Here is a 17,878-nt window from a genome sequence, read left to right on the forward strand (position 1 = left end):
CGCAGCCTTCTGGCTGCGGTTTTCGAGACTGTAGACAAAATCCTAAAACGGTTTAATGTTTTAGGATTTTGTCATCTTTTCATCGTTTATTTCATCCACTCAGTGTGGAAAATGCCTTCTTTGTCTGTGCGCTCATACGTATGCGCGCCAAAGTAATCGCGCTGGGCCTGAATTAAGTTGGCCGGCAGTGTTGCAGTGCGGTAGCTGTCAAAGTAAGCGAGAGCGCTTGAGAAGCAAGGTACAGGAATCCCTTGTTCAACGGCAAGGGAAATCGTTTTGCGAAGTGCTCCCTGATAGCTTTCAACGATATCCTTGAAATATGGATCAAGCAGCAAGTTATCGAGTTCCGGATCGCGGTCATACGCTTCCTTGATTTTTTGCAGGAAGGCCGCGCGAATGATGCATCCTCCGCGGAAAATCATTGCGATATCACCGTATTTCAAATCCCATCCGTATTCTTCTGAAGCGGCTTTCATTTGGGCAAAGCCTTGTGCATAAGAACAAATTTTGCTCATGAAGAGGGCTTTTCTGACCGCTTCAATCAATTCTTCTTTGTTCTCCGCAGTTGTTTTGGCTTCAGGACCTGCCAGAATCTTGCTTGCTTTGACGCGCTCTTCTTTCATGGAAGAGATGAAGCGGGCAAAAACGGATTCAGTAATGATCGGCAGCGGAACGCCCAGATCGAGTGCGCTTTGGCTCGTCCATTTTCCTGTTCCTTTTTGGCCGGCTTTGTCTAAAATCACGTCAACAAGCGGCTTGCCCGTTTCGTCGTCTTTTTTCGTAAAGATGTCTGCTGTGATTTCGATCAGGTAGCTGTCAAGCTCTCCTTTATTCCACTCTGAAAATACCTCGTGAAGCTCATCAGAGGATAAACCGACAAGGTGCTTAAGGATAAAGTAAGACTCTGAAATCAGCTGCATGTCGCCGTATTCGATGCCGTTATGGACCATTTTCACATAGTGGCCGGCACCGTCCGGTCCGATATATGTCGTACAAGGTTCTCCGTCCACTTTTGCGGAAATGGCTTCGAGTATCGGTTTGACAAGCTCATGAGCTTCCTTCTGTCCGCCGGGCATGATAGACGGGCCTTTGAGCGCGCCTTCTTCACCGCCGGAAACACCTGTTCCGATGAAATGAATGCCGCTTTCGGCAAGCTCTTTATTTCTTCTTTGTGTATCTTTATAATATGTATTTCCGCCGTCAATCAAAATATCGCCTTTCTCAAGATGAGGCAGAAGCGATTGAATCGTGGCATCAGTCGGTGTTCCGGCTTTGACCATCAGCAAAATCTTGCGCGGCTTTTCAAGAGATTCAACGAACTCTTCAATGCTGTATGTGCCGACAACTTGTTTCCCTTTCGCTTCTTCGAGAAATTCTTCTGTTTTCGCGCTTGATCTGTTGTAGACAGAAACCGAAAACCCGCGGCTTTCAATATTTAAAGCCAAATTTTTTCCCATAACTGCTAAACCAACTACACCAATTTGTTGTTTTGCCATGTCTAACGTCCCTTCTAAAGCGTTTAGCATCATAATTTAATTTTGATTTAAATTGAAATTACCACACTTTGACCTACCTTTTCAAGCTATTGATCTTTTCTCCCGTCCTGGAAAAAATCTTTGTTAAAGCTTGTTCCGCTCGTATTGCTCTCTTTTTTAACGATTTTGATCCCTTTTTGGATGAGGTCTGTTCCGTATTTTTCATTCAGTTCCTCCATCAGCTTCTGGATCGGTTCCTCTTTGGCATCCTCCTGAAATGAAAACAAATCAAGCTGTTTGACAGCTTCTTTCCGTTTGACAAGATCTGTTCCCGTTACCCCTAAAAGCCTGACGGCGTTTCCGCGCCAATGCCGTTTAAAAAGCGCTTTCGCTTCATTCGCAATCTCGTCTGCGGCATCGGACGGATTTAGAAGCGTCTTGCTTCTCGTTATGTTCGTCCAGTCTGCATAGCGGATCATGATAAAGATTTTTGAAGCCATGACTTCTTTGCGTTTCAGCCTGTTGCTGACTGAAACGGACAGTTTGTCGATAAGGCCGGTGAGCTCTCTTTCATCTGTGCTGTCATACGGAAGAGTCGAGGAATTGCCGACGCTTTTAAATTCATAAATCCTGTCGGGATCGACCTCGCCAAAGTCGATGCCGTTTGCCCGCCTTTTCAGCCTCGGGCCGTTGATGCCAAGAAGCTGCTTTAAAGCGTGCTCATCAGCGGCAGCCAAATCCCCGATTTTTTCAATTTGCAGCGTTTTAAGCTTTTCAGCGGTTTTTTGGCCGACTCCGTACATCTCGCTGATATCGAGGGGCCATAGCAATTGAGGTACTTCCCGCTTTCTTAGAATCGTAATCCCGAGCGGTTTTTTCATATCCGAAGCCATTTTCGCCAAAAATTTATTCGGCGCAATTCCGATGCTTGAGGGCAGCAAGAGTTCTTTTTGAAGGCGCTTTTGGATTTTCACGGCTGTTTCATATGCTTGATCTCGATAAGGCGTCTGTGTCAAGTCCATATATCCTTCATCAATCGAAACGGGCTCCACTAAGTCCGTGTACTCCCTGAGCACTTGAAACATTTCTTTTGAAGAGCTTCTGTAGCGGTCAAAATTCGGCGCCTTTACAATCAGTTCGGGGCAGATGCGCTTCGCCTCCCAAAGCGGCATCGGCGGCTTGACGCCGCGGGCTCTCGCCTCATAGCTGCATGTCACGACAATCCCTTTGCGCTCCTTCGCATTTCCCGCGATGGCAAGCGGCCTGCCGCTCAGCGAAGGGTCATACGCCATTTCAACAGATGCGTAAAAACTGTTCATATCGATATGAAAGATGACTCTTCCCTTTTGTTTTCCTGCAGTCAAAGCGGCTCCCTCCTGATGCTCTCATTAGACATACAAACGTTCATATAGTAAGATGTTATTGAAACGGAAGTGATAATGATGATTCTCGAATCTTTTAATGATGCTTTTTTTCTGTTTGAGTTTTTCACAATCATTCTTCCCGCACTGACCGCCATTGGCATCGCCCTTATCTTAAGGGATTGCAATACGGGTGAAGATTGGAAAACAAAACGGTTTGAAGAATATAAAGCGATTCATTTTATCTGCAAAATTGATTTTCTCGTTATCCTATATCATCGCATTACGGTATGGATAAGTAAAGTTATACGCATGAAGGCTTCATCGAATGATGATGAAGACCATCGTTCCCTTCTTCTTTCATTTTAAAACGTGCAAGGGGCCTCGGATGAAGAGCGCCTCATTGAAGAAGGAGGAGAACGTGTTGAACACGAAATTAAAGCGAATATTTACGACTGCAATGTTTTTGTTGATGACCATGATGATTGGGGAGCATGCCTCTGCTGCCACCGGAAATGCTTCGGCAGAGAGCGGCAACATATTCCAACAGTATGTGGTGGTTCCTTTTTCTGAGCTGATCAAGGGAATCGCGGGTTTTTTCCACGGAAGCTACGGACTGTCCATTATTGTTGTGACGATCATCGTTCGTTTTCTTGTCATGCCTCTGTTTGCCAACCAGTTTAAAAAACAGCGGGCGATGCAGGAAAAAATGGCATTGGTCAAGCCTGAAATGGACGCTATTCAAAGCAAATTAAAAAAGACGAAAGACCATGTGAAACAAAAGGAAATCCAGCAGGAAATGATGCAGCTATACCAAAAACACAACATCAATCCGCTGGCAATCGGCTGTCTTCCGATGCTGATTCAATTTCCGATTTTGATCGGTCTTTATTACGCCATTCGGTCAACGCCTGAAATTGCTTCCCATTCTTTCCTTTGGTTTAATTTGGGGCATTCGGATATGATTATGTCTTTATGCGCAGGCTTGATGTATTTCATCCAGTTTTATGTGTCGCAAAAGCTGAACGCGCAGTCATCTGCCCAATCAAATCCGGCGGCTCAGCAGTCTGCGAAGATTATGGGATTGTTTTTCCCGGTCATGATGACGATCTTTTCTCTCAACGTCCCGGCAGCTCTGCCGCTTTACTGGATGACAAGCGGGCTGCTCCTGACCGTTCAGTCCGTCGTCTTTCATCAAGTGTATCAAAAGAATAAAAAAGCGGTTCACACTGCTGAACCGGCATCAAAATAAAAAGGTTGCGCCTTTAACAAGGCGCAGCCTTTTTTTACTTTTATCCGGCCGCCGTTTCTTCAGCTTCAAACTGATCGGAAATATGCTCAAAACCTTCGATTTTTTGCACGATGACATCCGGGTTTAATTGAATGATCAGCTGTCCGTTTCGTTCAAGAACACCGCTGAATTCATCAGCCTGCAGATGAAAAGGTTTGATGTCGTCCTCATTGATCTCTATCATCTCTTTTGCTTCTGTTACCAGCAAGCCGGCCGGTCCTGTTTTTGATGAAAAAATCAGCAGCTTGCTTTTCTCGTCAATCGAAAGCGGTTGATGATGCAAAATGACGCCAGCGTCAATCACCGGGATCATTTCACCTCTAGTATTGGTGATTCCGCGGACTTCTTTCGGAAGTCCGCTGATCTCTTTTAGATTTCCCATCCGTTCAATCGCTTGAATATAACGGATGCCCACCCCGAATTCTTCCTGATTCACTTGAAAAAGAATGGCATGTTGATTTTCCATGTAAAACCCCTGCCTTTATGATGGATTTGCCACTTCCTCAATAATCGCAATGACCATTTCCGCTGTTTTCGCCAGCTCTTCAATCGGCATTTTTTCATTTTTGGTGTGGATCTGTTCGTATCCTACTGCAAGGTTGACGGTTGGAATGCCGTGGCCTGCGATGATATTGGCATCACTCCCTCCGCCGCTTGTCAGCAGCTCATATGGACGGCCGATGTTTTGGGCGGCTTTTTTTGCGACCTCAACAACGAGATCCCCGTCTTTGTATTTAAAGCCGGGATACATGACGTCTATCTCCACCTCGGCTCTGCCGCCCATTTCGGCGGCTGCCGTTTCAAACGCCTGCTTCATTTTCTCGGTTTGCTTTTCCATTTTCTCAGGGACGAGAGAGCGGGCTTCCGCCAAAATGTCAACCTGATCGCAAACGATATTCGTTTGTGTTCCGCCTTCAAAGCGGCCGATGTTTGCTGTCGTTTCCTCATCAATGCGGCCAAGCGGCATTTTGGCAATCGCTTTTGAAGCGATCGTGATCGCGGAGACTCCTTTTTCCGGTTCAACTCCGGCGTGGGCGGTTTTGCCGTAGACCGTTGCTTTAATTTTCGCCTGTGTCGGCGCAGCCACGATAATATTGCCGACTTTACCATCTGAATCAAGGGCATATCCATATTCCGCTTTGATCAGTGAACGGTCTAATGCTTTCGCGCCGACAAGCCCCGATTCTTCACCGACTGTAATGATAAATTGGATCGTTCCGTGCGGGATGTTCTTTTCTTTAAGCACCTTAACAGCTTCCAGCATGGCTGCAAGTCCTGTTTTGTCATCCGCTCCCAAAATCGTTGTGCCGTCTGTTTTGACATAGCCATCTTCAATAACAGGCTTTACGCCTTTGCCCGGCACTACCGTATCCATGTGCGACGTAAAGTAAATCGTGTCTGCCTCTTTTGTTCCGGGAAGCGTGCACACCAGGTTGCCGGCTCCGTGCCCGGTTGAAGGCGCACTGTCGTCTTCAACGACATCCATTCCAAGAGCCGTAAATTTTTCTTTCAGCACTTTACAGATGTCTGCTTCATGTTTAGTCTCAGAGTCGATTTGCACAAGTTCTAAAAACTCTTCCAGTAGGCGTTTTTCATTCATGCTTGTTCCCCTCCAGTTTTATAGCGGTATGTTGCCATGCTTTTTTTTCGGCCGATTTTCCTGCTTGCTCTTTAGCATCTCGAAAGTTTGAATCAGCTTTTTGCGCGTCTCTTTCGGGTCAATGATATCATCGACCATCCCGTGGCGGGCGGCGATAAAGGGACTTGCAGCCTGCATGCATTGCCGGACTTTCTGCTCCTTTGCCGCCTTCTGGTTTGCCGCGCTTTTTATTTCATTGGCAAACAGCATATCAGCGGCTTCCTCCGCTCCCATCACTGCGATCTCGGCATTCGGCCAGGCAAACACGGCGTCTGCTCCAAGCGCTTTGCTGTTTAAGGCCACATATGCTCCGCCGTACGCTTTTCTTAAAATGACCGTCACCTTGGCGGCGGTGGCTTCTGCATATGCATAAAGGATTTTTGCTCCATGCCTGATCACCCCGCCGTGCTCCTCCCGTATTCCCGGAAGAAAACCGGGAACATCCACCAATGTCAAAATGGGGATTTGGTAAGAATCGCAAAAACGGATGAATCGAGAAATTTTATCAGCAGCATCCATATTCAGGCTGCCGGCCAAATGTTTCGGCTGATTGGCGATGACTCCGGCCACTTCTCCGGCAATTCTTGCAAAACCGACCACGGCATTTTTGGCAAAATGCTGCTGCACTTCAAAAAATGTACCCTTGTCCGCGATTTCGAAAATGACGTTTTTCACATCATACGGCTGCCGGACGTCTTCAGGCAATACAGTCATCAGGGCAGGTCTCATATCATCATCTTTTTCAGGTCTCGCTTGAGCAGGAGGCTTTTCTTCGTGATTCTGGGGGATGTAGGATAACAGCTTCCGCACCTCCTTGAGGACGGCTTCGTCAGAAGCAGCGGAAAAATGTGCATTTCCGCTGCTTGAATTATGTATAGACGCGCCCCCCAATTCACAGGCGCTGACAGACTCTCCTGTTGCTGTTTTGATGACTTTCGGCCCGGTAATGAACATCTGCCCGGTCTTTTCGTTCATAAAGACAAAGTCGGTCAAAGCCGGAGAATACACAGCTCCTCCGGCACAAGGTCCAAGAATGACAGAGATTTGCGGAATGACGCCAGAGCAAAGGACATTTCGGTAAAAAATATGACCGTATCCATCTAATGATAGCACACCCTCTTGAATTCTCGCACCACCTGAGTCGTTCAGGCCAATGAAAGGGGTCTTATTTTTAAGGGCAAGATCCATGACGGCCGCAATTTTTTTGGCGTGCATTTCCCCAAGCGCTCCACCGGTCACAGTAAAATCCTGAGAAAATAAATAAACCGGCCGCCCGTGGATTTTTCCAAAACCCGTTACAACGCCGTCGCCTAAAGGGCCGCCTGACTGCCTGCTTCTCACAAAGGCGTTCAGTTCCATAAAGCTTCCCTGATCAAGCAGCAGCTCGATTCGTTCCCTGGCAGTCAGCTTCCCTTTTTGCTTCTGTCTGTCGATCTTTTCCTTTCCTCCCCCGAGAGATGCCATTCGGCGGCTGTTATATAAACCATCGACTCTTTCAAACATATCCATCATATTTGCTCCTTCTCTTAATAATGCTGCTCTCTCGCGAAACTTGTCCGATGAAGAAAAGCAGGATAAAATAGTGGAAGAATAAAAAACAGAGGTGAACAGCTTGTCTCAAAAATTCATTAAAATCATGGTTATTGTCATGATCAGTGTCATGGTGCTGACGAGCCTGCTTGCGGGAATCAGCATGATATTTTAATATGCATACATCCGGCTGAAAAAGCAGGCTTTCTTATGGAGAGGCCTGCTTTTTTGTCAAGGCGTGTTTTTCAGCGGCCATTTCGGCAAAAGGCCGTTTTTCTTTCGTGATCAGCACCTTTGTTCCAATCGGCAGCTGGTCAAATAAATGAATCACGTCTTTGTTATGCATGCGGATGCAGCCTGATGTCATATATTTGCCAATGGAATGCTCCCGGTTGGTGCCGTGTATCCCGTACATTCTGCCGTCTGTGCCGCCGGCATCAAAACCGATCCAGCGCGGCCCAAGCGGATTATCAGGCGAACCGCCTTCAATGTCTTTCTTTCGATAGTAAGGATTTCTGGCTTTCACAATAATCGAAAACTCACCTTCCGGGGTGAGATCAGCTGTTTTTCCCGTCGCCACTTCATACACGGCGGCCACTTTATTTTCATGAATAAAAGCCAGCCGGTTCGTCTCTTTATTGACGATGACATACGGATCCCCCGGAAGCGGATTTTGCCCGAGCGGCCAGATTGGCGACAGTCCGGCAATCAACAGTGCAAATAAAAAAGATCGCATAAGCTCCTCCTTTTTCATTAGATTGACCAATGAAGGAGAAACTCATGCGATTCAGGCAGGAGATTTAATTCCTTTAAAATAGCTTTTGATCACCAAATACTGTTCCATTTCCCCGAGAAAGTTGAAAAGAGCTGCTCGGGCTTCAAATTCCTCGCGTGTCGTGGGGAGTTCCATCTCTTCAAATTCCTCTCTCATCTTGACGAGGCGTTTTAAAAATTTATGAGCCGTATTTCCGGGATGGATAGCTCCTCTCAAGTCATGGATGAACGCTGCGATCATATGCCCCTGTTCTACCGTCATCGAAATCGAAGTGATCTTCGGCAGCACTCTTTCAATAATTTCAAACTGTTTTTCCCGCATTTCAAAATAGTGGTAATAAAGATTTTCATGACGCAGAAAATGATTTTCAACATCGCGGTATGCTAATGTTTTCGCTTCATCGATCAAACGGTGCGTCTCAGGGATTTCCTTTCCCGTCCAGTCCTGCTCCCCGGTCAGCAAGTAGCGTTCGATTTCTTCAAAGATTTTAGCGAAATTGTCCTCGATTTTCTGCTGATACTGCTTGAGGTGCTTGTCCATGCTCGGCATATACAAGTTCATGAGAAGGGCGACACCGATGCCGGTGATAATGATTAAACATTCATTCCAAATAAGGGAAAGGCTGATTCCCTCTGACATATAAAGATGAAGGACGATGACGGAACTTGTGACGATCCCTTCTTTTATTTTGAGAAAAACGGTTGTGGGAATAAAAAATAACAGCATGATCCCGATAACAATCGGATGATAGCCGATTAGTTCAAAGAAGCAGTATGAAAAAACAATCGCCAGACAGCATGCGGCAAAACGGGCCCATGACGCCTGAAGAGACCGCTTTTTCGTCACTTGAATACAGAGTATGGTGATAATGCCTGTTGAAACAAAATTGTGAAGGCCCAAGAGCTGCGCAATATAGATGGCCAATGCTGTTCCAAGCGCTGTTTTTAATGTGCGATAACCTATTTTAAACATCGTAAACCCCAATCTTTTCTTCTATAGTTGGCTAAAATGAAAAAGAAGAAGATCTTGATCTTCTTCAGCTTATTTTATAGTATTTTCTCTAAAAAGTCTTGAGCTCTTTTTGATTTCGGAGACGAAAAAAATGCTTTTGGATCTCCGTCTTCGACAATCGTCCCTTCATCCATAAACAGCACTCTGTCCGCGACTTCTTTTGCAAATCCCATTTCATGGGTTACAATCACCATCGTCATTCCGGTTTTCGCCAGATCCTGCATGACTTGAAGCACTTCCTTGACCATCTCAGGGTCAAGGGCTGACGTCGGCTCGTCAAACAGCATGATATCCGGATTCATCGCCAGCGCCCTCGCGATTGCGACACGCTGCTTTTGGCCGCCTGACAAACGGTTTGGATAATCGTCTTTTTTATCGAGAAGGCCGACTTTCTCAAGCAGTTCTTCCGCTTTTTTAGCCGCCGCCTGTTTGCTTTCTTTTTTTACATGAACAGGCGCATACGTAATGTTTTCAAGAACGGTTTTATGCGGAAATAAATGAAAATGCTGAAAGACCATTCCGATATTCTCTCTGACTTTCAGGACATTTGTTTTTGAGTTTGTAATCTCCGCATCCTGGATGTAAATGCTTCCTTTCGTCGGTTTTTCAAGCAGGTTCAGGCAGCGCAAAAATGTAGACTTGCCTGAACCCGATGGTCCGATGACTGCGGCGACCTCGCCTTTTTCAAAGGAAACAGAAATATTTTTAAGCACCTCGTGCTTTCCGAAAGATTTTGAGAGATGGCTAACGTTAATCATTGATATTCAGCTTCCTTTCAATCGCTTTACCGGCAAATGTCAGAATAAGAACGAGCACATAATAGATGAGTCCTGCGAACAGCATCGGTTCCAATGGGCTGTAAATAGCCGCTCCGGCCTGATAGCTCCGTCTCATAATATCGCCGAGCCCGATGACTGTGACAACCGCGGATTCCTTTGTCAGGGTAATCGATTCGTTGATCAGAGCGGGCATGATATTTTTAAAGGCCTGCGGAAGCAGAAGATCCTTCATCATTTTCGGATATGGCACTCCGAGAGCCATTGCCGCCTCTTTTTGGCCTTTGTCAATCGCATTGATTCCGGCTCTGATGATTTCTGATACATAGGCGGCTGAATTTAAGCCGAACGCAGTCACAGCCGCCCAATAGGCATCAATATCAAACCCCAGTACTTGAGGCAGTCCGTAATAAACAATCATCAACTGGAGAACGAGCGGTGTCCCCCGGAATATCGATGTGTAAAAATCCGCAATCCAGGCAAGGGGTTTAAACGGGCTGATTTTCATCAGCGTGATCAAAACCCCGAGCAAAAATCCAAATACCGCCGCAGCCGCGACTACTTTTAATGTAACGCCCAGGCCTTCCAGTATAAAAGGCATCTCAGGTATCGTACTTGAAAAATCAAGAAAATTCATGATGACTCTCCCTCTCCCGCCTCGATAACAAATGAGGCGTACAATCGCTTTAGAAAAAAAAGTTCAACAAAAAGTTGAACTTTTTTACGCTTACTTTTTTGTTTCTCCGCTGAACCATTTTTCTTTCAGCTTATCCAATTCTCCGTTTTTCTCCATTTCCTCAAGCGCTTTGTTGAACTTGTCCGTCAGTTCGCTTCCTTTTTTAAACGCGATCGCGGATCCGGCCTTTTCATCCGGTTCTTTCGGCAAGTTGTAGCCGACGAGTTCTTCGTTTTTTTGAATGTATTTTTCAGCCACGATGTCTTCAATAATGGCTGCATCAAATCGGCCCGCTTTGATTTCTTCTGTTAAATCCGAAATGCGGTTGCGGTTTTCAACTTTTAAATCGTAGTCAGACGTCAGTTCTTTCGCTTTTTCTTCCTGAATGGAGCCCAGCTGTACACCGACCGTTTTTCCTTTCAGGTCGTCAAGCGATTTGATACCGCTCGATTTTTTTGTGACGATCATGTTGTGAGCCGTATAGTAGACGTTTGAGAAATCGACTTGCTTTTTGCGCTTAGGAGTCGGCGTCATACCGGACAGCACAATGTCTGCTTTATTCGTTTTAAGAGCTGTTACAAGACCGTTGAAGTCCATGTCTTTGACTTCAATTTCATGGCCCGTTTTTTTGGCGAGCGCATTGGCCAGATCAACGTCAAAGCCGACGATCTTATCCCCGTCCTTCGATTCAAACGGCGGATAATCGGCAGAAGTTCCCATCACCAATGTTTTTTTATCGTCAGAACTGCTCGTCCCGCAAGCGGCCAAAGCAATTGTGACACAAGCTGTCACTAACAGTAAAATCCATTTTTTCATGTTGTATATCCCCCTGAATCTGTTTGAATATTTATTCGTTGTTATGTATTTTAAACATTTTCTCAGTCTGATGCAATACCCTTTTAAAAAATAATTAAAAACCTTTGTATAAAGCATCTATAAAACGGTGAAAGACTGTTGTCCCCATCTGCCCAATTGCATATATATAGCATTTTTATACATATAAAAAGCCTGCCGTATATGTTCGGCAGGCGGTGTTCTGTGTTCTCTTATATCTTATATTTCTTCACAATACTCTTCAAACAATCCCTGAAGCTTCGTTATGACAGCCATCGGCTCATATCCTTCTATTTCATGGCGCTCAACCATTTTTAAAATCTTGCCGTCCTTTAACAAAGCGAATGACGGGGAGGAAGGCGGGTATCCTTCAAAATATTCCCTTGCTCTTGCGGTAGCTTCTTTGTCCTGCCCCGCAAATACAGTCACAAGCTGATCAGGGCGCTTATCATAGTGGACTGCATGATGTGCGGCAGGTCTGGCGATTCCTCCTGCACAGCCGCAGACGGAGTTTACCATGACTAGTGTTGTCCCTTTTTTTGTCAGCGCTTCATCCACTTCTTCAGCCGTTGTCAGCTCAGTGTAGCCGCCAGCTGTGATTTCCTGTCTGGCCTGGCGTACGACGTCATTCATAAACAAATTAAAATCCATGTTCACTTTAAGACCTCTCCTTTTTAGCCGCTTGGCATTGTTTCAAGCCAAGTGCTGTTTGATCATCTTTTCTTATGATACTTTGAAACGGTTCATACCGCAAATCAGGCGTTTCAATTTCAATGGGGTTTACCTAATGAACCGATAGGGGAAAATAAAAAGAAAAAGCAATTCAGGTAAAGGAGAACCATATGAGCCGACGAAAAGCCATGTTGATTTACAACGGCAATGCCGGACAAAAAAACATCGAGAAAACGCTTGGAATGGCGGTGCCAATCCTTTCTCAAACAATAGATGAACTGATCATTAAACCGACAAAACGAAAGGATGATGCTTTTCATTTTTGCCGGCACATCGGAGAAGATATAGACCGGCTGTTTATTTTAGGCGGGGACGGTACGGTCCACGATTGCATAAACGGAATCAGCCAGCTGGATGAAAAGCCTGAGATCGGCATTCTCCCGGGCGGAACATGCAACGATTTTTCGAGGGCGCTCGAGATTCCGCAAAACATTGAAAAGGCGGCGGAAGCGCTTGTCAACGGGAAGACGGTCTCGGTCGATGTGCTGAAAACAGAGGATCATTACTGTTTAAACTTTTGGGGTATCGGGTTTATTACAGAAGCTTCGAGCGGCATCAAGCAGACGGAAAAAGCGGTGTTGGGGAGAATCAGCTATTTTACCAGTGCATTGCGGACGATCTCCAATCTCAAGCCTTTCCCTGTCAAGCTGTCGATCGACGGGGAAGATTTGACAGATGAAGCGGTAATGGTTTTGGTGCTGAACGGCCGGTTCATCGGAACCAACCGGATTCCGCTTCCGGCAGCAAGCATCCATGACGGCAAAGCAGATGTCCTGATCTGCCGGAACACGAATCTTGCAGCATTAAAAGAGCTCTTTGCCATGGATGATCCGGAACCTGAATCCTTTAAAGGAGAGCTTTCGTATTATCAGGGAAAGACAATCAAAGTGGAAACGGCTGAACAGATGGACGCCGATACTGACGGCGAAATTCGCACAAGAGCACCCGCTTCCATTGAAGTGCTGAACGGGCATCTCCGCATGCTTACCCCGGCAGATAGAGAAAAAAGCTGACCCTTATTGGGCCAGCTTTTTTTCTGTTTAATAAACAGATGTATTCTCATCAATATGTTCCAAAATCTCTTTCACACGAGCCAGGAATCTGCCGCAAATCAGGCCGTCAAGCACTCTGTGGTCGAGTGATAAGCATAGATTAACCATGTCCCTGACTGCGATCATTCCGTGTTCCATGACGACCGGACGCTTAACGATCGATTCAACCTGCAATATCGCCGCCTGTGGATGATTGATGATCCCCATCGACTGAACAGAGCCAAATGAACCGGTATTGTTCACTGTGAACGTGCCGCCCGTCATATCATCGCTTGTCAGCCTGCCCTTTCTCACCTTGTTCGCCAAGTCGGCAATTTCTCTGGCGATCCCTTTGATGGTTTTTTCATCGGCATGCTTAATGACAGGAACATATAAAGCATCTTCTGTCGCCACTGCAATGGAGATGTTAATGTCTTTTTTCTGAATGATTTTATCGCCGGCCCACATGCTGTTCATCTGCGGGAACTCTTTCAGCGCTTGTGCAACCGCTTTGACGAAGAAAGCAAAAAAGGTGAGATTGAAACCTTCTTTCTTCTTAAATTCGTCTTTGATGCCGTTGCGGTAGCTGACGAGGTTTGTTACATCCACTTCCATCATCGTCCAGGCATGAGGGATCTCATGCTTGCTTCTGACCATATTGGAAGCAATGGCATTGCGGATGCCAGTCACCGGAATTTCGATGTCGCCCGCTGCGCTTTGAGGAGACGGCGCTGCAGCTTTTTGGACAGGTTCTGAAGCCGGCTTTGCATGTTCAACAGGCTGTTTTTCCCGAGCTGTCTCTATTGCAGGAACGGCACCTGATTCGATGATGCGCTGAATATCTTTCCTGGTGATACGGCCGCCGGCTCCCGTTCCTTCCACCTGTTCCAAATCAATATTGTGTTCTCCTGCCAGTCTCAAAACGGCTGGTGAATAGCGTTTCTTATTGGATGTGTCTGCCGGTGCTGATTTCTGCGGTGCAGGTTCAGCCGCTATTTGATCTTCCTGAGGAGCAGGCTTACTATCTTGTTTTGATTCTTCATTTGTGTCGACTTTGCAGATGATGTCTCCAACCTGCAGTGTCTCCCCTTCTTTTCCGACAAGCTCGGTGATCGTTCCAGTAAATGAGGAAGGCACTTCAGCATTGACTTTATCTGTCATCACTTCAGCGATCGGGTCATATTTGTTGACATGATCTCCGGCACTGACGAGCCATTTGCTGATCGTTCCCTCGGTCACACTTTCTCCGAGCTGGGGCATTGTCATCTGTTCCACTGCCATACGATTGTCCTCCTTATATGTTTAAAACTCGGCCAGTTCTCTCATTGCCGCTTCTGTTTTATCTGGATTGACCATAAAATATTTTTCCATTGTCGGCGCATACGGCATGGCCGGTACATCAGGCCCCGCCAAACGCTTGATCGGCGCGTCCAAATCGAATAAGCAATGCTCTGAAATGATGGCAGCCACTTCGCTCATGACGCTGCCTTCTTTCGTATCCTCGGTGACGAGAAGAACTTTGCCCGTTTTGGATGCCGCTTCAATGATCGCTTCCTTATCAAGCGGATAGACCGTTCTCAAATCAAGGATATGGGCGGAAATACCGTCCTTTGCCAGTCTCTCTGCAGCCTGAAGCGCAAAGTGAACGCAAAGTCCGTAAGTAATGACGGTGATATCGTCGCCTTCCCGTTTAACATCAGCTTTTCCGATCGGCAATACATAATCATCATCCGGTACTTCGCCTTTGATCAGACGGTAGGCTCGTTTATGCTCAAAGAACAGAACCGGATCTTCATCGCGAATGGCCGCTTTTAAAAGCCCCTTCACATCATAAGGTGTCGAAGGCATTACAATTTTCAATCCGGGCTGGTTGGCAAACAACGCCTCTACCGACTGGGAATGGTACAGTGCTCCGTGAACGCCTCCGCCGTAAGGAGCGCGGATGACAATCGGACAATCCCAATCATTGTTTGAGCGATAGCGTATTTTTGCCGCTTCAGAAATAATCTGATTGATAGCGGGCATGATAAAATCGGCAAACTGCATTTCGGCAACCGGCCTCATTCCATACATCGCAGCGCCGATGCCGACTCCGGCAATCGCGGATTCAGCCAAAGGCGTATCCATCACCCGGTCTTCTCCAAACTGATCGTAAAGGCCGGCAGTCGCTTTGAATACTCCGCCTTTTTTTCCGACATCTTCGCCAAGCACAAAGACGCGGGGATCTCGTTCCATTTCTTCTTTCATAGCCAAAGTGACAGCATCTATATATGACATAACAGGCATTGTTTTTCCCCCTTACTCTGCATAAACATGCCGCAGCGTCTCTTCAGGATCAGCATATGGAGCATGTTCAGCATAATCTGTTGCTTCATTGACGATGTTTGTCAACTCATCTGAAATTTCTTTTTCAGATTGTTCATCAAGAAGTCCAGCTTCTTTTAAGTATTGTGCGAATTTGATGATCGGATCGTTTTTCTTCGCCTCCGCCACCTCTTCGCGTTCTCGGTAGCTTCGGTCATCATCATCACTCGAGTGCGGGGTCAGCCGGTATGAAATCGTTTCGATCAATGTCGGGCCTTCGCCTCTTCCGGCCCGTTCCCTTGCTTCTTTCACCGCCTTGTATACTTCAAGCGGGTCATTTCCGTCAACCGTCAGGCCGGGCATGCCGTAGCCAACGGCGCGGTCGGAAATATTTTCGCAGGCCACCTGTTTTTCGTAAGGAACCGAGATCGCGTATTTGTTATTTTCACACATGAAAATGACAGGAAGCTTATGAACCGCTGCAAAATTGGCCCCTTCATGAAAATCTCCCTGATTTGAAGACCCTTCTCCAAAGGTGACAAAGGTCGCGATATTTTTATTGTCGAGCCTTCCCGCAAGCGCTACACCGACAGCATGGGGCACTTGCGTCGTCACAGGAGAAGACCCTGTGACAATCCGGTTTTTCTTTTGGCCGAAATGGCTCGGCATCTGTTTGCCCCCTGAATTCGGATCCTCCGCTTTCGCGAAAGCTGACAGCATTAAATCTCTTGCGGTCATGCCGAAAGCGAGCACAACCCCCATATCTCTGTAATACGGAAGCACATAGTCATTGTCGCGGTCTAAAGCGAAAGCCGCGCCGACCTGTGCTGCTTCTTGCCCTTGACAGGAAATGACAAATGGGATTTTGCCGGAACGGTTTAAGAGCCACATCCGCTCATCGAGCTTTCTGGCTAAAAGCATGGTTTTGTACATTTCGATTGCTTGTTCATCTGTTAATCCCGCTGCTTCATGACGATTATTGCTCATTCTTTTCACTCCTTCATGCTTTTTAAAAATGAATCGCTTTTCCATCCACGGCAAGAGCGGCTTCTCCGATGGCTTCAGAAAGCGTCGGATGCGGATGGATCGTTTGACCGACTTCCCACGGCGTCGCATCAAGCACCTTAGCGAGCCCCGCCTCGGAAATCATATCCGTCACGTGCGGACCGATCATATGGACGCCGAGAATATCATCTGTCTCCTCGTCTGCGACTATCTTGACGAAACCGTCTGTTTCACCGTATACGAGCGCCTTGCCAATCGCCTGAAACGGAAATTTGCCCACCTTGATCTTGCGGCCTTCCGCCTTTGCTTCTTCCTCGGTCAAGCCGACTGACGCCGCCTCAGGGCTGGAATAGATGCATTTAGACACAAGCGAGTAGTCGATGGCAGGAGGCTCCCCGTCAGCGATATGCTCAACAGCGGTAATCCCTTCATGAGAAGCCGCATGAGCCAGCTGAAGCCCGCCAATAACATCGCCTATCGCATAGATGTGGGACTCCTTTGTCTGATACATGCTGTTTGTTGAGATAAAGCCTTTTTCCACCTGAATCTCTGTGTTTTCCAGGCCAATTCCCTCAACATTGGCCTGCCTTCCGACTGACAGCAGCATTTTTTCAGCGGTAAATTCTTGCGCTCCTCCGCCTTTTTCTGCTTGAATGCTGATCGTTTCTCCCTTTTTCAGGGTGTCTGCCAGCACTTTCGCACCGGTGATAATGTTGATGCCTTTTTTCGTCAGCTGGGTCTGCATTTCTTTAGAAATATCAGCATCCTCCGTCGGCAAAATGCGTTCCGCATATTCAATCACCGTCACATCAACGCCGAAATCATTGAGCATTGAAGCCCACTCTATTCCGATGACACCGCCGCCGACAATCAGGATGGAAGATGGAAGTTGCTCAAGTTCAAGCGCTTCATCTGATGAGAGAATGCTCTCCCCGTCAGGCTCAAGCCCGGGAAGCGCGCGGGGTCTTGAACCGGTTGCGATGATGACGTTTTTAGGAATGAGCATTTCGTTTTCATCTCCGCTTGCCATTTCAACGGACACCGTGCCGGGCATCGGAGAAAAAATCGACGGTCCGAGAATTCGCCCGATTCCTTCGTAAACATCGATTTTTCCTTTTTTCATCAAATGTTTGACACCGTTATAAAGCTGATCAATAATTTTTTGTTTTCTGCTTTGAACCTGAGAAAACCGCAGTTCGACTTCAGGAATGATCACTCCGAATTCTTCCGCTTTTTTCGCCGTCCGGTATACCTCGGCGCTTCTCAGCAGCGCCTTTGACGGGATGCAGCCTTTATGAAGGCATGTGCCGCCGAGTTTTCGTTTTTCCACGACGGCTGTTTTCAGCCCCAGCTGCGAAGCTCTGATTGCCGCAACATAGCCACCCGTTCCTCCACCTAGGATGACGAGATCATATTCAGTTGCCATGACTTTCCCTCC

At 46.8% G+C, this 17,878-nt stretch carries 19 protein-coding genes; 4 read left to right on the forward strand and 15 right to left on the reverse strand.

Annotated features, from left to right (window positions below; genetic code table 11):
• Positions 1 to 86 precede the first annotated feature (86 nt).
• Positions 87 to 1,496 carry an NADP-dependent phosphogluconate dehydrogenase gene (gndA, locus tag RBH91_RS13795; RefSeq protein WP_076761782.1) on the reverse strand — a complete coding sequence of 470 codons (1,410 nt, stop codon included), beginning with the start codon at positions 1,494 to 1,496 and terminating at the stop codon, positions 87 to 89.
• 86 nt (positions 1,497 to 1,582) lie between these two features.
• Positions 1,583 to 2,839 carry a DNA polymerase IV gene (locus RBH91_RS13800; protein ID WP_307891946.1) on the reverse strand — a complete coding sequence of 419 codons (1,257 nt, stop codon included), beginning with the start codon at positions 2,837 to 2,839 and terminating at the stop codon, positions 1,583 to 1,585.
• A 78-nt stretch (positions 2,840 to 2,917) separates the two neighbouring features.
• Between RBH91_RS13800 and RBH91_RS13805 the strand changes: the two genes are divergently transcribed.
• Positions 2,918 to 3,205: a hypothetical protein gene (locus tag RBH91_RS13805; protein ID WP_307891947.1), complete on the forward strand. Its 288-nt coding sequence runs from the start codon at positions 2,918 to 2,920 to the stop codon at positions 3,203 to 3,205.
• 91 nt (positions 3,206 to 3,296) lie between these two features.
• A complete protein-coding gene (locus RBH91_RS13810) occupies positions 3,297 to 4,088 on the forward strand; it encodes a membrane protein insertase YidC (RefSeq protein ID WP_307894752.1) in 792 nt (263 codons plus the stop codon).
• A gap of 40 nt (positions 4,089 to 4,128) precedes the next feature.
• Here the strand turns inward: RBH91_RS13810 and RBH91_RS13815 are convergent, their stop codons facing one another.
• From RBH91_RS13815 to RBH91_RS13825, 3 genes are read right to left on the reverse strand one after another with little or no spacing between them, the layout of a single operon-like run.
• Positions 4,129 to 4,593, reverse strand: coding sequence for a chemotaxis protein CheW (locus RBH91_RS13815; RefSeq protein WP_307891948.1), 465 nt, complete (start codon positions 4,591 to 4,593; stop codon positions 4,129 to 4,131).
• Positions 4,594 to 4,608: 15 nt separating this feature from the next.
• Positions 4,609 to 5,727 (reverse strand): tripeptidase T, encoded by a 1,119-nt coding sequence (locus RBH91_RS13820; RefSeq protein ID WP_307891949.1) that lies wholly within the window; start codon positions 5,725 to 5,727, stop codon positions 4,609 to 4,611.
• A gap of 18 nt (positions 5,728 to 5,745) precedes the next feature.
• Positions 5,746 to 7,275 carry an acyl-CoA carboxylase subunit beta gene (locus RBH91_RS13825; protein ID WP_307891950.1) on the reverse strand — a complete coding sequence of 510 codons (1,530 nt, stop codon included), beginning with the start codon at positions 7,273 to 7,275 and terminating at the stop codon, positions 5,746 to 5,748.
• Positions 7,276 to 7,369: 94 nt separating this feature from the next.
• Here RBH91_RS13825 and prli42 point away from each other — a divergent pair, with 94 nt between their 5' ends.
• Positions 7,370 to 7,471: a stressosome-associated protein Prli42 gene (prli42, locus tag RBH91_RS13830; RefSeq protein ID WP_239693691.1), complete on the forward strand. Its 102-nt coding sequence runs from the start codon at positions 7,370 to 7,372 to the stop codon at positions 7,469 to 7,471.
• 33 nt (positions 7,472 to 7,504) lie between these two features.
• Here prli42 and RBH91_RS13835 read toward each other — a convergent pair whose 3' ends face one another.
• From RBH91_RS13835 to RBH91_RS13860, 6 genes are all read right to left on the reverse strand, one after another.
• The gene (locus RBH91_RS13835) at positions 7,505 to 8,032 is read right to left on the reverse strand and encodes a L,D-transpeptidase (protein ID WP_307891951.1); all 528 of its coding nucleotides are present in this window, start codon (positions 8,030 to 8,032) and stop codon (positions 7,505 to 7,507) included.
• 51 nt (positions 8,033 to 8,083) lie between these two features.
• Entirely contained in the window at positions 8,084 to 9,043 is a 960-nt protein-coding gene (locus RBH91_RS13840) for an aromatic acid exporter family protein (protein ID WP_307891952.1), read from the reverse strand.
• A gap of 74 nt (positions 9,044 to 9,117) precedes the next feature.
• Complete coding sequence (locus RBH91_RS13845) at positions 9,118 to 9,840, reverse strand: arginine ABC transporter ATP-binding protein ArtM (RefSeq protein WP_076761791.1); 723 nt, start codon at positions 9,838 to 9,840, stop codon at positions 9,118 to 9,120.
• Positions 9,833 to 10,495 carry an arginine ABC transporter permease ArtQ gene (locus tag RBH91_RS13850; RefSeq protein WP_076761792.1) on the reverse strand — a complete coding sequence of 221 codons (663 nt, stop codon included), beginning with the start codon at positions 10,493 to 10,495 and terminating at the stop codon, positions 9,833 to 9,835. The genes RBH91_RS13845 and RBH91_RS13850 overlap by 8 nt, the downstream gene beginning before the upstream one ends.
• A 90-nt stretch (positions 10,496 to 10,585) precedes the next feature.
• A complete protein-coding gene (locus RBH91_RS13855; protein WP_307891953.1) occupies positions 10,586 to 11,350 on the reverse strand; it encodes an arginine ABC transporter substrate-binding protein ArtP in 765 nt (254 codons plus the stop codon).
• 237 nt (positions 11,351 to 11,587) lie between these two features.
• Complete coding sequence (locus RBH91_RS13860) at positions 11,588 to 12,025, reverse strand: BrxA/BrxB family bacilliredoxin (protein ID WP_307891954.1); 438 nt, start codon at positions 12,023 to 12,025, stop codon at positions 11,588 to 11,590.
• Positions 12,026 to 12,210: 185 nt separating this feature from the next.
• On the opposite strand from RBH91_RS13860, the gene RBH91_RS13865 reads away from it, so the two are divergent.
• A complete protein-coding gene (locus tag RBH91_RS13865) occupies positions 12,211 to 13,113 on the forward strand; it encodes a YegS/Rv2252/BmrU family lipid kinase (RefSeq protein WP_307891955.1) in 903 nt (300 codons plus the stop codon).
• A 27-nt stretch (positions 13,114 to 13,140) separates the two neighbouring features.
• Here RBH91_RS13865 and RBH91_RS13870 read toward each other — a convergent pair whose 3' ends face one another.
• From RBH91_RS13870 to lpdA, 4 genes are read right to left on the reverse strand one after another with little or no spacing between them, the layout of a single operon-like run.
• Positions 13,141 to 14,412: a dihydrolipoamide acetyltransferase family protein gene (locus RBH91_RS13870; RefSeq protein ID WP_307891956.1), complete on the reverse strand. Its 1,272-nt coding sequence runs from the start codon at positions 14,410 to 14,412 to the stop codon at positions 13,141 to 13,143.
• A gap of 21 nt (positions 14,413 to 14,433) precedes the next feature.
• The gene (locus tag RBH91_RS13875; RefSeq protein ID WP_307891957.1) at positions 14,434 to 15,417 is read right to left on the reverse strand and encodes an alpha-ketoacid dehydrogenase subunit beta; all 984 of its coding nucleotides are present in this window, start codon (positions 15,415 to 15,417) and stop codon (positions 14,434 to 14,436) included.
• A 12-nt stretch (positions 15,418 to 15,429) separates the two neighbouring features.
• Positions 15,430 to 16,422: a thiamine pyrophosphate-dependent dehydrogenase E1 component subunit alpha gene (locus RBH91_RS13880; protein WP_307891958.1), complete on the reverse strand. Its 993-nt coding sequence runs from the start codon at positions 16,420 to 16,422 to the stop codon at positions 15,430 to 15,432.
• A gap of 22 nt (positions 16,423 to 16,444) precedes the next feature.
• Positions 16,445 to 17,866 (reverse strand): dihydrolipoyl dehydrogenase, encoded by a 1,422-nt coding sequence (lpdA, locus tag RBH91_RS13885; RefSeq protein WP_307891959.1) that lies wholly within the window; start codon positions 17,864 to 17,866, stop codon positions 16,445 to 16,447.
• Between the last annotated feature and the right edge of the window lie 12 nt (positions 17,867 to 17,878).

It is taken from the genome of Bacillus swezeyi, from assembly GCF_030908325.1.
Classification (GTDB): Bacteria; Bacillota; Bacilli; order Bacillales; family Bacillaceae; genus Bacillus; species Bacillus swezeyi.

Excerpts from the sequence above, each read along its gene's own strand:
- RBH91_RS13875 (WP_307891957.1), bottom strand. The coding sequence starts at position 15,417 with ATGCCTGTTATGTCATATATAGATGCTGTCACTTTGGCTATGAAAGAA.
- RBH91_RS13880 (WP_307891958.1), bottom strand. The coding sequence starts at position 16,422 with ATGAGCAATAATCGTCATGAAGCAGCGGGATTAACAGATGAACAAGCA.
- RBH91_RS13865 (WP_307891955.1), top strand. The coding sequence starts at position 12,211 with ATGAGCCGACGAAAAGCCATGTTGATTTACAACGGCAATGCCGGACAA.
- RBH91_RS13810 (WP_307894752.1), top strand. The coding sequence starts at position 3,297 with ATGTTTTTGTTGATGACCATGATGATTGGGGAGCATGCCTCTGCTGCC.
- RBH91_RS13835 (WP_307891951.1), bottom strand. The coding sequence starts at position 8,032 with ATGCGATCTTTTTTATTTGCACTGTTGATTGCCGGACTGTCGCCAATC.
- gndA (WP_076761782.1), bottom strand. The coding sequence starts at position 1,496 with ATGGCAAAACAACAAATTGGTGTAGTTGGTTTAGCAGTTATGGGAAAA.
- RBH91_RS13820 (WP_307891949.1), bottom strand. The coding sequence starts at position 5,727 with ATGAATGAAAAACGCCTACTGGAAGAGTTTTTAGAACTTGTGCAAATC.
- RBH91_RS13825 (WP_307891950.1), bottom strand. The coding sequence starts at position 7,275 with ATGGATATGTTTGAAAGAGTCGATGGTTTATATAACAGCCGCCGAATG.
- RBH91_RS13805 (WP_307891947.1), top strand. The coding sequence starts at position 2,918 with ATGATTCTCGAATCTTTTAATGATGCTTTTTTTCTGTTTGAGTTTTTC.
- RBH91_RS13855 (WP_307891953.1), bottom strand. The coding sequence starts at position 11,350 with ATGAAAAAATGGATTTTACTGTTAGTGACAGCTTGTGTCACAATTGCT.
- RBH91_RS13840 (WP_307891952.1), bottom strand. The coding sequence starts at position 9,043 with ATGTTTAAAATAGGTTATCGCACATTAAAAACAGCGCTTGGAACAGCA.
- RBH91_RS13870 (WP_307891956.1), bottom strand. The coding sequence starts at position 14,412 with ATGGCAGTGGAACAGATGACAATGCCCCAGCTCGGAGAAAGTGTGACC.
- RBH91_RS13815 (WP_307891948.1), bottom strand. The coding sequence starts at position 4,593 with ATGGAAAATCAACATGCCATTCTTTTTCAAGTGAATCAGGAAGAATTC.
- RBH91_RS13850 (WP_076761792.1), bottom strand. The coding sequence starts at position 10,495 with ATGAATTTTCTTGATTTTTCAAGTACGATACCTGAGATGCCTTTTATA.
- RBH91_RS13845 (WP_076761791.1), bottom strand. The coding sequence starts at position 9,840 with ATGATTAACGTTAGCCATCTCTCAAAATCTTTCGGAAAGCACGAGGTG.
- lpdA (WP_307891959.1), bottom strand. The coding sequence starts at position 17,866 with ATGGCAACTGAATATGATCTCGTCATCCTAGGTGGAGGAACGGGTGGC.